Source organism: Actinoplanes sp. NPDC020271 (assembly GCF_044388125.1).
Lineage (GTDB): Bacteria > Actinomycetota > Actinomycetes > Mycobacteriales > Micromonosporaceae > Actinoplanes.
This window is the reverse complement of sequence record NZ_JBIRWQ010000012.1, coordinates 174326-186776: the sequence shown is the minus strand read 5'-3', so window position 1 is coordinate 186776 and position 12451 is coordinate 174326. Positions and strand designations below refer to the sequence as shown.

14 protein-coding genes are annotated in these 12451 nt (G+C 70.3%); 12 read left to right on the top strand and 2 right to left on the bottom strand.

Annotated features, from left to right (window positions below; translation table 11 throughout):
- The first annotated feature begins 43 nt into the window (after positions 1-43).
- From pgsA to ACH442_RS25950, 4 genes are read left to right on the top strand one after another with little or no spacing between them, the layout of a single operon-like run.
- On the top strand, positions 44-664 hold the full coding sequence (gene pgsA, locus ACH442_RS25965) for a phosphatidylinositol phosphate synthase (protein WP_396340700.1): 621 nt from the start codon (positions 44-46) through the stop codon (positions 662-664).
- The gene (locus tag ACH442_RS25960; RefSeq protein ID WP_396340699.1) at positions 661-1527 is read left to right on the top strand and encodes a phosphatidylinositol mannoside acyltransferase; all 867 of its coding nucleotides are present in this window, start codon (positions 661-663) and stop codon (positions 1525-1527) included. The genes pgsA and ACH442_RS25960 overlap by 4 nt, the downstream gene beginning before the upstream one ends.
- Before the next feature lie 8 nt (positions 1528-1535).
- On the top strand, positions 1536-2672 hold the full coding sequence (locus tag ACH442_RS25955; protein WP_396340698.1) for a glycosyltransferase family 4 protein: 1137 nt from the start codon (positions 1536-1538) through the stop codon (positions 2670-2672).
- Between the two features lie 43 nt (positions 2673-2715).
- On the top strand, positions 2716-3246 hold the full coding sequence (locus tag ACH442_RS25950) for a hypothetical protein (protein WP_396340697.1): 531 nt from the start codon (positions 2716-2718) through the stop codon (positions 3244-3246).
- 48 nt (positions 3247-3294) lie between these two features.
- On the opposite strand, the gene pdxS is transcribed toward ACH442_RS25950, so the two are convergent.
- Positions 3295-4191: a pyridoxal 5'-phosphate synthase lyase subunit PdxS gene (gene pdxS / locus ACH442_RS25945; protein WP_396340696.1), complete on the bottom strand. Its 897-nt coding sequence runs from the start codon at positions 4189-4191 to the stop codon at positions 3295-3297.
- Between the two features lie 155 nt (positions 4192-4346).
- On the opposite strand from pdxS, the gene pdxT reads away from it, so the two are divergent.
- The gene (gene pdxT, locus ACH442_RS25940; RefSeq protein ID WP_396340695.1) at positions 4347-4952 is read left to right on the top strand and encodes a pyridoxal 5'-phosphate synthase glutaminase subunit PdxT; all 606 of its coding nucleotides are present in this window, start codon (positions 4347-4349) and stop codon (positions 4950-4952) included.
- Positions 4953-4967: 15 nt separating this feature from the next.
- The gene (locus tag ACH442_RS25935; RefSeq protein WP_396340694.1) at positions 4968-5720 is read left to right on the top strand and encodes a YebC/PmpR family DNA-binding transcriptional regulator; all 753 of its coding nucleotides are present in this window, start codon (positions 4968-4970) and stop codon (positions 5718-5720) included.
- A 123-nt stretch (positions 5721-5843) separates the two neighbouring features.
- Here the strand turns inward: ACH442_RS25935 and ACH442_RS25930 are convergent, their stop codons facing one another.
- Positions 5844-6380, bottom strand: a complete 537-nt coding sequence (locus ACH442_RS25930) for a hypothetical protein (RefSeq protein WP_396340693.1) — start codon at positions 6378-6380, stop codon at positions 5844-5846.
- 97 nt (positions 6381-6477) lie between these two features.
- On the opposite strand from ACH442_RS25930, the gene ruvC reads away from it, so the two are divergent.
- The 6 genes from ruvC to secF all read left to right on the top strand — a co-directional run bounded on the left by ruvC (position 6478) and on the right by secF (position 12431).
- On the top strand, positions 6478-7005 hold the full coding sequence (gene ruvC, locus ACH442_RS25925; protein WP_396340692.1) for a crossover junction endodeoxyribonuclease RuvC: 528 nt from the start codon (positions 6478-6480) through the stop codon (positions 7003-7005).
- Positions 7002-7604, top strand: coding sequence for a Holliday junction branch migration protein RuvA (gene ruvA, locus ACH442_RS25920; RefSeq protein ID WP_396340691.1), 603 nt, complete (start codon positions 7002-7004; stop codon positions 7602-7604). Before ruvC ends, ruvA begins: the two co-directional genes overlap by 4 nt.
- Positions 7601-8641: a Holliday junction branch migration DNA helicase RuvB gene (ruvB, locus tag ACH442_RS25915; RefSeq protein WP_396340690.1), complete on the top strand. Its 1041-nt coding sequence runs from the start codon at positions 7601-7603 to the stop codon at positions 8639-8641. Before ruvA ends, ruvB begins: the two co-directional genes overlap by 4 nt.
- Before the next feature lie 156 nt (positions 8642-8797).
- Positions 8798-9193 (top strand): preprotein translocase subunit YajC, encoded by a 396-nt coding sequence (gene yajC, locus ACH442_RS25910; protein WP_396340689.1) that lies wholly within the window; start codon positions 8798-8800, stop codon positions 9191-9193.
- Between the two features lie 165 nt (positions 9194-9358).
- Positions 9359-11284 (top strand): protein translocase subunit SecD, encoded by a 1926-nt coding sequence (secD, locus tag ACH442_RS25905; RefSeq protein WP_396340688.1) that lies wholly within the window; start codon positions 9359-9361, stop codon positions 11282-11284.
- Between the two features lies 1 nt (position 11285).
- Positions 11286-12431 (top strand): protein translocase subunit SecF, encoded by a 1146-nt coding sequence (gene secF / locus ACH442_RS25900; protein ID WP_396340687.1) that lies wholly within the window; start codon positions 11286-11288, stop codon positions 12429-12431.
- The last annotated feature ends 20 nt before the right edge of the window (positions 12432-12451 follow it).

The window sequence follows — 12451 nt, the reverse complement described above, 5'->3', positions numbered from 1 at the left end:
AGCCGTACCGCGACCAGGCCCGCGCCGTTATGGTGGGACGGCCATGGCAAAGATCGTTCAAGTAACGGCCCGTGCCGTCGTCTCGTACGGCGTCAACCCGGTCGCACGTTTCCTGCTCAAGATCGGCGTTACACCCAACGCCGTCACCGTCGCGGGCACCGTCGGGGTGCTCATCGGTTCCTACTTCGGTGCCCAAGGAAAACTCCTGGCGGGCACCGTGATCGTAACCGCCTTCGCTCTCACCGACGCGCTCGACGGCACGATGGCTCGCATGCGCGGCGGAACCGGGAAATTCGGGGCGCTCCTCGACTCCTCCATGGACCGCCTCGCGGACGGTGCGGTCTTCGGCGCCGTCGCCTACTACATGGCCGGGCAGGGCAATCCGTACGGCGGAATGATCGCCGCGCTGATCAGCCTCGTCGCCGGTCAGGTCGTCTCGTACGTGAAGGCCCGGGCGCAGAGCCTCGGCCTGAACGCCGACGTCGGCATCGCCGAACGCCTCGAACGCCTGCTCATCGTCGGCGTCGGTGGCCTGCTCGGCGCCGCCGGGCTGGAGTGGGGCCTGCCCGCCGCGCTCTGGGTGCTCGCCGCGCTCTCCCTGGTCACCGTCTTCCAGCGGCTGATCAACGCGGCGCGCACCGAGGTCAGGGAACCGGCCGAGTGAAGGAACAGCTGACCACGCTCGGTTTCACCGCCGGGTGGCGTCTGGTCCGCGCTCTGCCGCGGCCGGCCGCGCGGGCGCTGTTCACCGCGGCGGCCGATCGGGCCTGGAAGAAGAACGGGCCGGGCACCCAGCGGCTGCGGCGCAACTACCAGCAGGTGGTGGGCGCGGACATGCCGGAGACGCTGGTCCGGGACGGGCTGCGGTCGTACGCGCGGTACTGGATGGAGGCGTTCCGCCTCCCGTCGAAGACCCGCGAGCAGAACGCGGCCGGCTTCCACATGCGCCCGGACTGCTACGACGAGATGAAGAGCCTCATCGCCGAGGGCAACGGCCTGGTCCTGGCCCTGCCGCACGTGGCCAACTGGGACGCGGCGGCGGCCTGGGTGGTCGCCAACGGCTGGCAGATGATCACCGTGCAGGAGCGGCTCAAGCCGGAGGCGGTCTTCCAGAAGTTCATGGACTACCGGGAGAGCCTCGGCATGCGCGTGCTGGCCCTCACCGGTGGCGAACGCCCGCCGCTCGACGTGCTCACCGAGCACCTCCAGCAGGGCTGGGTCGTCCCGCTGCTGGCCGACCGGGACCTGTCCCGCGGCGGCGTCGAGGTCGAGTTCTTCGGTGGGCGGAGCAAGATGCCACCCGGCCCGGCGATCCTGGCCATCCGCAGCGGTGCGCCGATGTTCGCCGTCGACATGTGGTACTCGGAGGACCGCGTCGAGGCGCGGCTGCGGCGGATCACCCCGCCGGCCGACGGGCCGCTCGACGAACGGGTCAAGCGGACCGTGCAGCTGATGGCCGACGCGTTCGAGGCCGGGATCGGGGAACACCCGCAGGACTGGCACATGCTCCAGAAGATCTGGATCTAGGAGTAGCCGTGCGGATCGGGATCGTCTCGCCGTACTCGTTCGACGTACCCGGCGGTGTGCAGAACCACATCATGGACCTGGCCGAGGCGCTGATCGAACTCGGTCACCACGTCAGCGTGCTCGCCCCCGCCGACGAGGACGCGGAACTGCCGGAGTACCTCGTGCCGGCCGGGCGCGCGCTGCCGTTGCCGTACAACGGGTCGGTCGCCCGGATCGCCTTCGGTCCCGTCTCCACCGCCCGGGTCCGGCGCTGGCTGGCCCGCGGCGAGTTCGACGTGCTGCACGTCCATGAACCGCTCACGCCCAGCCTGTCCCTGCTGGCGGTGCTCTCCGCACGCGGCCCGGTCGTCGCCACCTTCCACACCGCGATGACCCGCTCCCGCGCGCTCGCCGTCGCCCAGAACTTCCTCCAGCCGGTCATGGAGAAGATCACCGCCCGGATCGCGGTCAGCGAACTCGCCCGCAAGGTTCAGGTCGAACACCTCGGCGGCGGCGCGGTCGAGATCCCCAACGGGGTCGCGGTGCGCAAGTTCGCCTCGGCTCCGCCCTTGCCCGGATGGCCCGGCCCGGGCGGTGCTCTCGGTTTCCTCGGCCGCTTCACCGAGCCTCGCAAAGGCTTCCCACTCGTGCGTACGGCCTTCGTCGCGCTCGCCCGTGACCGCCCGGCCCTGCGCCTGCTCGTGGCCGGTCCGGGTGACCGCGACGAGCTGTTCGACGAGATCCCGCCCGAGTTGCACGCCCGGGTGGAGTTCCTCGGTCTGGTCAGTGAGCCCGACAAGGCCCGGATGCTGCGCAGCGTCGACGTCTACGTGGCCCCGAACACCGGCGGCGAGAGCTTCGGCATGATCCTCACCGAGGCGATGGCCGCCGGAGCCGCGATCGCCGCCAGCGACCTCGACGCGTTCCGTCGGGTATTGGACGGAGGCCGCGCCGGCGCGCTCTTCCCCACCGGCGACGCCGACGCACTCACCGGGCTCCTCGGCGACCTGCTCGACGACTCGGCCCGCCGGGCTGACCTGGCCTCCCGCGCACGTCACGTCGTCCGGACGTTCGACTGGCCGAGTGTGGCCGGGCGGGTCCTCGAGGTCTACACCACGGCGATCGAGGCCACCGACGGGCGCGTCTTCGACGACGACGAGGCCTGATCGCCTCGGGGCAGGTGACGGTCCGACACAATTCCGCACTACGATGCCCCGCATGTGGTGGGTGCTGGGTGTCGTCGTGCTGGCCGCGATCTTCTCGGCATACCTCGGCTGGACCGCCCAGCGGGTCGAACGGGTGCACGCCCGCGCCCAGTCCGCCGAACGCGCCCTCGACGCGCACCTGCTCCGCCGGGCCGCCGCCGCCGCGGTCGTCGCCGAACACTCGGAATCGGTCGAGCTCTACGCCGCGGCCCGGCTCGCCCTCGACGCCGAGCCCGACGAGCGCGAATCCGCGGAGAACGACCTGACCCGCCAGCTGCAGGGCATCGCCCTGGACCCGGGGGACCCGGCGGCCCGGACCCTGATCGTCAGCAGCCGCCGGGTGGTGCTGGCCCGGCAGGTGCACACCGACCTGGTGCGGGACGCGCTGACCGCGCGGCGGCGCAAGCTGGTGCGGGTGCTGCGGTTGCCGGGGCGGTATCCGCAGCCCCGCTACTTCGACATCGTCGAGCCGGTGATGCCGCCGCTGCCGTCCCCGGCCCCGTCGCCGGAAGCGCTGCCGGTTCAAGCCGTCTAGCCCACGAAAAGGGCCGCCCACCAGGACGGCCCTTCACGATCGAGGTCCTTACCAGCCGCGCTCGGCGAGCCGGTGCGGCTCCGGGATCTCCTCCACGTTGATGCCGACCATCGCCTCGCCCAGCCCGCGCGACACCTTCGCGATCACGTCCGGGTCGTCGTGGAACGTGGTGGCCTTGACGATCGCCTCGGCGCGCTGCCGCGGGTTGCCGGACTTGAAGATGCCCGAGCCCACGAACACCCCCTCGGCGCCCAGCTGCATCATCATCGCGGCGTCGGCCGGGGTGGCGATGCCGCCCGCGGTGAACAGCACGACCGGCAGCTTGCCGGCCTCGGCGACCTCCTTGACCAGCTCGTACGGCGCCTGCAGCTCCTTCGCCGCGACGTAGAGCTCGTCCTCCGGCAGCGTCTGCAGCCGGCGGATCTCGCCCCGGATCCTGCGCATGTGCGTGGTCGCGTTCGACACGTCACCGGTGCCGGCCTCGCCCTTCGACCGGATCATGGCGGCGCCCTCGGTGATCCGCCGCAGCGCCTCGCCGAGGTTGGTCGCCCCGCACACGAACGGCACGGTGAACTGCCACTTGTCGATGTGGTTGGCGTAGTCGGCCGGGGTCAGCACCTCGGACTCGTCGATGTAGTCGACACCCAGCGACATCAGCACCTGGGCCTCGACGAAGTGACCGATCCGGGCCTTGGCCATGACCGGGATGGAGACGGCGTTGATGATGCCGTCGATCATGTCGGGGTCCGACATCCGGGACACGCCGCCCTGGGCGCGGATGTCGGCGGGGACGCGCTCCAGCGCCATCACGGCGACGGCGCCGGCGTCCTCGGCGATCTTCGCCTGCTCGGGGGTGACGACGTCCATGATCACGCCGCCCTTGAGCATCTCCGCCATGCCGCGCTTGACGCGGGCGGTTCCGACGGCGGGCTGGTTCTCAGACATACGACTCCTCGTGCGAATGTTCGGTAGCGCGATGCTACGGAGCGACGGGTGGCCACCTCGATAGCCAATCGACCCCCCGGTGGCCTGAATTAGCGCCGAACCCCAGGTCAAGACCATTTGCGCGTACGCCGTGAGGGGCCCCTAGAGTTGACGGCGTGAACATCGGAGTGCTGGCCCTGCAGGGCGACGTGCGTGAACACCTGTCGGCCCTGGCGGAGTCGGACGTGCTGGCGCGACCGGTCCGCCGCCCCGAGGAGCTGGCCGACGTCGACGCGTTGGTGCTCCCCGGCGGCGAGTCCACGACGATGAGCAAATTGGCGATCACTTTCGGTCTGCTCGACCCGATCCGGAAGCGCATCGCGGACGGTATGCCGGTGTACGGTTCCTGCGCCGGCATGATCATGCTGGCCACCACGGTGCTGGACGGGCGTCCCGATCAGGAGTCGTTCCAGGGGATCGAGATGACCGTCCGGCGCAACGCCTTCGGCCGGCAGGTCGACTCGTTCGAGGCGGCGGTGGGGATCGAGGGCATCGAGGGCGGCGATTTCCACGCCGTTTTCATCCGGGCGCCGTGGGTCGAGCAGGTCGGCCCCGACGTGCGGGTGCTGGGTCGCGTGGCCTCCGGTGACGACGCCGGTAGGATTGTCGCCGTTCGGCAGGGCAACCTGCTCGCCACGGCATTCCACCCGGAGCTGACCGGCGACCTTCGCGTCCACCGGTACTTCGTCGAGATGGTCCGCCAGGCCGCACCCGCACGGTAGACACGGAGGTTTCGCATGTCCGGCCACTCCAAATGGGCGACGACCAAGCACAAGAAGGCGGTGGTCGACGCCAAGCGCGGCAAGATGTTCGCCAAGCTGATCAAGAACATTGAGGTAGCGGCCCGGACCGGTGGTGGTGACCCGGCGGGTAACCCGACGCTCTACGACGCCATCCAGAAGGCGAAGAAGTCGTCGGTCCCGAACGACAACATCAACAACGCGGTCAAGCGCGGCTCGGGCCTGGAGGCCGGCGGCGCCGACTGGCAGACGATCATGTACGAGGGGTACGGGCCGAACGGCGTCGCCCTGCTGATCGAGTGCCTCACCGACAACCGGAACCGCGCCGCCACCGAGGTGCGCACCCGGCTGACCCGCAACAACGGCACGTTCGCGGACGCCGGCTCGGTGTCGTACCTGTTCAACCGCAAGGGCGTCGTCATCGTCCCCAAGGGTGAGCTCACCGAGGACGACATCATGGTCGCCGTCCTCGAGGCCGGCGCCGAGGAGATCAACGACCTCGGCGAGTCGTTCGAGGTGGTCAGCGAGCCGACCGACCTGGTCGCGGTCCGCACCGCGCTGCAGGACGCCGGCATCGACTACGACTCGGCCGAGTCGCCGCTGCTGCCGACGATGACGGTCGAGGTCGACGAGGAAGCCGCCCGTAAGGTCCTCAAGCTGATCGACGCCCTCGAGGACTGCGACGACGTCCAGAACATCTACGCCAACTTCGACGTCTCCGACGAGGTCATGGCACTGATCGACGCCTGAGTCCGATCGGCCGGACGGGCCGGTCCCCGCGCATTCTCCCGGTGTGTTCCGGACATGTGCGGGGACCGGCCCGTCCGCGTCATCGGGCCCGGGCGGCGACGCCGGGTCGGCCGGTGCGCGGTCTCACGGCGGGCCGGCGAGCCAGGACATCGACTGGATCATGGCGGCGACCAGGAGCAGGCCGCCGAGGATCACGCGGGCGACGTGGTGCTGCTGGGAACGGCGCCACGCGTGACACCACGCGATGGTGGCGTCCGCCAGGGTCGGTGAGCCCGCCCGGGCCGTACCGTCGATCACCGCGGCCTTGCGAAGAGCGAGGCTGGCGGCCGGGCCGCCCACCTGGACCAGCTGCTTCTCCGGCGTGCGCAGCACGCGGACCTCGACCTCGTAGACCTGGTCGTCGCGCCACGCCGTGGTCCGTTTGATGAGGCGTTCGCGCAGGTAGATGCCGGCCGCGTCGGTGTGCGTGAACCGTCCCCACAGGCGCAGGCGGCGCCAGTGGCCGGCCAGGTCGATCAGCGACTCCTGGTAGATCTCGTGGCCGATCGGGTCGCCGCCGGTCAGGCGCAGTGCCTCGCGCCGCAGCTCGTGCTCGTGAGCGGCGACGGCCTCGACGAACTCCGGCGGTGGATCCTCGTCCATCGGTGGTATGAGCCACATCGGCGAACCTCCCACCCCATCGTCGGAGCGTGTCGGCGGCGAGCGCAAGCGGTGACCGTACTAGGGTGTCGAACACACGTACGTGAGGGGAGGCCGTGTGCGCGTGCTCGGCATCGACCCGGGTCTCACCCGGTGCGGCGTCGGTGTGGTCGAGGGGGTGCCCGGCCGTCCCGGAACGCTGATCGACTACCACGTCGTCCGTTCCGAGCCGGACGAGGACATCGCGCTGCGCCTGCTCCACCTCGACCGGAGCCTCGCCGAGCTGGTCGCCCGGCACCAACCCGAGAGTGTGGCCGTCGAGCGGGTGTTCTCGCAGCACAACGCGCGTACCGTGATGGGCACCGCGCAGGCCAGCGCGGTCGCGATCCTGGCCGGTTCGCGGGCCGGGCTGCCCGTGCAGACGTACACGCCGAGCGAGGTCAAGGCGGCCGTCACCGGCTCCGGCACCGCCGACAAGGCACAGGTCACCGCCATGGTCACCCGGCTGCTGAAGCTCGACGCGCCGCCGAAACCGGCCGACGCGGCGGACGCCATCGCCATCGCCATCTGTCACATCTGGCGCGGGGGCACCCGGGCCCGGATCCAAGCCGCGGCGATCGCCGCCGCCCGCAGGAGCAGCCGATGATCGCCAGCGTGCGCGGTGTCGTCACCGCGATCCTTCCGGACAGTGCCGTGGTCGAGGTCGGCGGTGTCGGCATGCGCGTGTTCTGCACGCCGAACACGCTGGCCTCGCTGCGCAACGGCGCCGAGGCGCGGCTGGCCACCACGCTGATCGTCCGGGAGGACTCGCTCACCCTCTACGGGTTCGCCGACGACGACGAACGGCAGCTCTTCGAGCTGCTCCTCACGGCGAACGGTGTCGGCCCCCGCATCGCTCAGGCGGTGCTCGCGGTGCATCAGCCCGATGCCGTACGCCGTGCCATCGGCGGCGGTGACATCGCGGCGCTGACGCAGGTCCCGGGCATCGGCAAGCGCGGCGCGGAGAAGATGATCGTCGAGTTGAAGGACAAGATCGGGCCGGTCGGGTTCGGCGACGGCGCGGGCACGAGCGTGCTGGCCGGGGCGTGGCAGGAGCAGGTCCGGCAGGGTGTGCTCGCGCTGGGCTGGAGTGCGACGCAGGCCGATCAGGCGGTCGCCGCGATCGGCGAGACGATCGACGGTGAGGTGCCGCCGGTTCCGGTGCTGCTGCGCCAGGCGATCCGGTTGCTGGGCAAGACCCGATGAGTGATCTGTCGCCGGACGTTCACGACGAGGAACTCGATGCCGAGGCCAGCGTCCGGCCACGGCGGCTCAGCGACTTCATCGCTCAGCACCGCGTCCGTGACCAGCTGGAACTGCTGCTGAAGGCGTCGATGGGCCGGGGCACCCCGCCCGACCACATCCTGCTCTCCGGCCCGCCCGGCCTGGGCAAGACCACGCTGGCCAACATCGTCGCCGCCGAGCTGGGCACCGGCATCCGCACCACCAGCGGCCCGGTGATCGAGCGCTCGGGCGACCTGGCCGCCATCCTCACCGGGCTGAGCGAGGGTGACGTCCTCTTCATCGACGAGATCCACCGGATCGCCAAGCCGGCCGAGGAACTGCTCTACAGCGCGATGGAGGACTTCCGGGTCGACGTGGTGGTCGGCAAGGGCCCGGGCGCCACCGCGATCCCGCTCGACGTGGAGCCGTTCACGCTGGTCGGCGCGACCACCCGGGCCGGGCTGCTGACCGGTCCGATGCGGGACCGGTTCGGTTTCGTCGCGCACCTGGACTTCTACTCACCGGCTGACCTGGACGCGCTGCTGCACCGCTCGGCCCGCATTCTCGGGGTGCCGATCACGCCGGAGGGCGCCGCCGAGATCGCCGGCCGGTCGCGCGGCACCCCGCGTATCGCCAACCGGCTGCTGCGCCGGGTCCGGGACTACGCCGAGGTGCGCGGCGACGGCGTCGTCACCGCAGACATCGCAAAAGCGGCACTTCAGGTGTACGACGTCGACGCGCTCGGCCTGGATCGTCTGGACCGTGCCGTGCTGCGGGCGTTGATCGAGTCGTTCAAGGGTGGTCCGGTCGGCCTCTCCACGCTGGCCGTCGCGGTCGGTGAGCAGGCCGACACCGTCGAGGAGGTCTGTGAGCCCTTCCTGGTCCGGGCCGGGTTGCTCGCCCGGACGCCGCGGGGCCGGGTCGCGACCGAGGCCGGTTGGGCGCATCTGGGTAAGACGCCGCCTCAAGACGGCAGGTCCGGGGTGTTTCAGGGGGACCTGTTCGCACGAGATACGTAAATATCCCTCGTGATGTGAACGTGACGTGTGCCGCATTCGTAGTCTCCAGGTTGACCGATTAGACTCGCCCCCGCTTCAACCCGGATGTTTTGACGCCCCGGCCCGATCTCCGCAGAGGTCCCGGGGGCCTACGGAAGGCTTTTTCTCGTGTTAAGCGTGGCCGAGTCCGCCGGCGGGGGTAACCCGCTGAGCCTGTTCCTGCCGTTCATCCTCATCATCGGCGTGATGTATTTCCTGGTGATGCGGCCGCAGCAGAAGCGGCGCCGGGAGGCGATGGAGCTGCAGAACAAGCTCGGCCCCGGCGACGAGATCGTCACCATCGGCGGCCTGCACGGCACCGTGGTGTCGATCGAGGACGACGTGGTCCTGCTGGAGATCGCGCCGGAGGTGCAGGTCCGCTTCGCCCGCCCGGCCATCGCCCGGGTCGTCACCCGCGCCGGCGAGCCGGCCGCGGAGGCGGAGGACGAGGTCGTCGAGGCGCCCGTCACCAGCACGGAAACTGTCCTCACGGAGACGCCGAACCCGGTCGTCGACGTCCGCAAGAACGACTGACAAGATCCATCTCGGACCGGCCCGCGGCTTCCCTGCCGACGGGTCCGGTCCCCTCCGGCCGCCGTCCGAGAAGTCGACGGCCGGCCACCGATCGACAGCGCCGCGCGGGTCGCGCGGCCGAACACAGGGAGACCTAACGCCGTGGCACGACCACCACAGGGACAGATGCATCCTGGACGCCAACTCGGCGTGCTCGGCCTGATCTTCGTCGTCCTGTATCTGCTGGTCTTCTTCGCCGGTGACGCCAAGGGCACTTTCACCGACCGCCTGCAGCCCAAGCTCGGCCTCGACCTGCGAGGTGGCACCCAGGCCACCTACATCGCGAGCCAGGCCGGTGGGACGCCGACGCAGGAGTCGATGGAGCAGGCCCGCACGATCATCGAGAACCGGGTGAACGCGCTCGGCGTCTCCGAGGCCGAGGTCGTGGTCCAGGGCAAGAACACCATCGTGGTCTCCCTGGCCGGTAAGGCCGACGACCAGCTCAAGGACCTGGCCCAGGCCGCCAACATGCGGTTCCGGCTGCTGGTCGGTACCACCCCGGACGTGTCGGCGAGCGCGCTGAACCCGGCCTCGCCGTCGCCCAGCGTCTCGGCGAGCGGCCCGGCTCCCTCGGCTGCCCCGTCCGGCGCGGTGAAGCCGTCGGCCGGCGCCAGCGCCCCGTCGATCACCTCCGGCCCGTCCGCCGGCACCGGTGGCCAGGGCGGTGGCGAGGCGGTGCCGAGCGCCACCCCGTCGGCGAACCCGAGCCCGGCGGCCTCCGCCGCGGCCCCGGCGGCCACCCCGAGCGCGGCCACGTCGGAGGCCCCGGTTTCGGCCGGCGTGCAGGAGCAGCGTGCCGCGGTCGAGAAGAAGATCGGCGCGAAGCTCTGGGCCCAGGCGAACGCACTGACCGGCCCGGTCGACCTGACCACCGACCCGAAGGCCGGCCTGGTCTACAAGCCGTTCAACGCGCTCACGCCGGCCGAGGTGTCCGTGCTGAGCCCGAACATGCAGATGTACGTGCCGACGATCAGCTGCGACCAGCTCGACAAGCGGCCGAACGGCTCGATCGACAAGGTCGACTCGCAGGTGGTGGCGTGCTACAGCGGTCAGGCCAAGGTCCTGCTGGACCAGGCGAAGGTGGTCGGTGACGACATCTCCGGCGCCAGCCCGCAGCTCGACCAGACCAACGGCCAGTGGGTCGTCTCGCTCGACTTCAAGAGCGAAGGCCAGAAGAAGTGGGCCGACCTGACCCGCGTGGCGTACAACGCGAACTCCAGCGACCCGTGCTTCACCGCCGTCCAGTCGCTCTACGGCTCGGCCGACCACTGCGCGGTCGCGGTCGTGCTGGACAAGGAGATCCTGTCGGCGCCGCAGATCCAGGGCGTGCTGACCGGTTCCTCGCAGATCACCGGCAGCTTCACCGCCACGTCCGCGAAGCAGTTGGCCGACCAGCTGAAGTTCGGCGCCATCCCGGTCACCTTCGAGTCCGGCCCGGCGCAGACCATCTCCGCGACCCTCGGCCTGCAGCAGCTCGAGGCCGGCCTGATCGCCGCCGCGATCGGCATGGGCCTGGTGGCGATCTACGCGTTCTTCTACTACCGCCTGCTCGGCTCGGTCATCTTCCTGAGCCTGCTGCTCTCCGGTCTGCTCACCTTCGGTGCGCTGGTCTTCCTGGGCCGCTCCATCGGCTACACGCTGACCCTGGCGGGTATCGCAGGGTTCATCGTGTCGCTCGGTGTGGCGGCGGACTCGTTCGTCATCTACTTCGAGCGGCTCAAGGACGAGATCCACGAGGGTCGTTCCCCCCGCAGCGCCGTGCCACGAGCGTGGCACCGCGCCCGCCGGACGATCATCTCGGCGAACACCATCACCATCATGTGTGCGGTGGTCCTCTACATCGTGTCGATCGGCGCGGTCCAGGGCTTCGCCTTCGCGATGGGTCTCGCCACCGTGCTCGACCTGCTCGTGGTGTTCCTCTTCCGGCACCCGATCATGACCATGTTCGCCAACACCAAGGCGTTCCTGTCGCCGCGGGTCAGCGGTCTCGGCCGCGTCCTGCGCCGTAACCCGACCGAGGAGTCCGTCTCCTCGCGTGTGAAGGAGGCCTGAGATGGCCAGTTCCGGTCTCGCGTCCCGCCTCTACGCGGGTGAAGCCAACATCGACATTGTCGGCCGCCGGAAGATGTGGTTCACGATCGCGGCCGCGCTGGTGCTGATCTCCATCGGCAGCTTCCTGGTCCGCGGCTTCGATCTCGGCATCGAGTTCGCCGGTGGCACCTCGTTCAGCGTGCCGGCCGCGGCCGGGACCAGGACGCTGACCCAGGAGGAGGTGTCCTCCGCGGTCGAGAAGGCCGTCAAGCAGGCGGCCCCGGAGGCCACGATCACCACCACCCAGAAGGTCGGCGACGGCAACGACGCCACCTTCACGGTGCGGGCCTCGGCGCTCTCGACCGACGAGGCGAGGGAGGCCAAGGCCACGCTCGTCCAGGACCTCGGGGTGGACGCCGGCAAGATCAGTGACGACCAGGTCTCGGCGGCCTGGGGCGGCCAGGTCACCCGGCAGGCCGTGATCGGTCTGATCGTGTTCCTGGTGCTGGTGGTGGCGTACCTGATCATCCGGTTCGAGGTGCGGATGGCGGTGGCGGCCCTCGCCTCGCTGCTGTTCGACCTGGTGATGACGGCCGGGGTCTACTCCCTGGTCGGCTTCGAGGTCACGCCCTCCACGGTGATCGGCTTCCTGACGATCCTCGGTTACTCGCTGTACGACGTGGTGGTCGTCTTCGACAAGGTGCAGGAGAACACCCGCGGGATCACCGCGGGCAGCACCCGCACCTACGCCGAGGCGACCAACCTGGCCGTCAACCAGACCCTGATGCGCTCGCTGAACACCGGTCTGGTGGCCCTGCTGCCCGTCGGTGGTCTGCTCTTCATCGGTGCCGGCCTGCTCGGCGCCGGCACGCTGAAGGACCTCGGCCTGGTGCTCTTCGTCGGCATGGGCTTCGGGGTGCTCTCCTCGATCCTGTTCGCGGCGCCGGTGCTCAGCGCGCTGAAGGACCAGGAGCCGAAGATCAAGGCGCACAACGCCCGGGTCCTGGCGCGCCGGGCCAAGGGCTCCGACGACGTGGCCCGCGACCGGACCCGCCCGGCGAACGCCACCGCCTCGGACGTTCCCGCGATGGCCGGCACCACCCCGCGTCCGGGCGCCCGCCCGGCGGCCCGCCGTAACGGCAACCGGCCCGGCGATCGCCGCCGATGAGGTGACACCCGGTCTTTCGA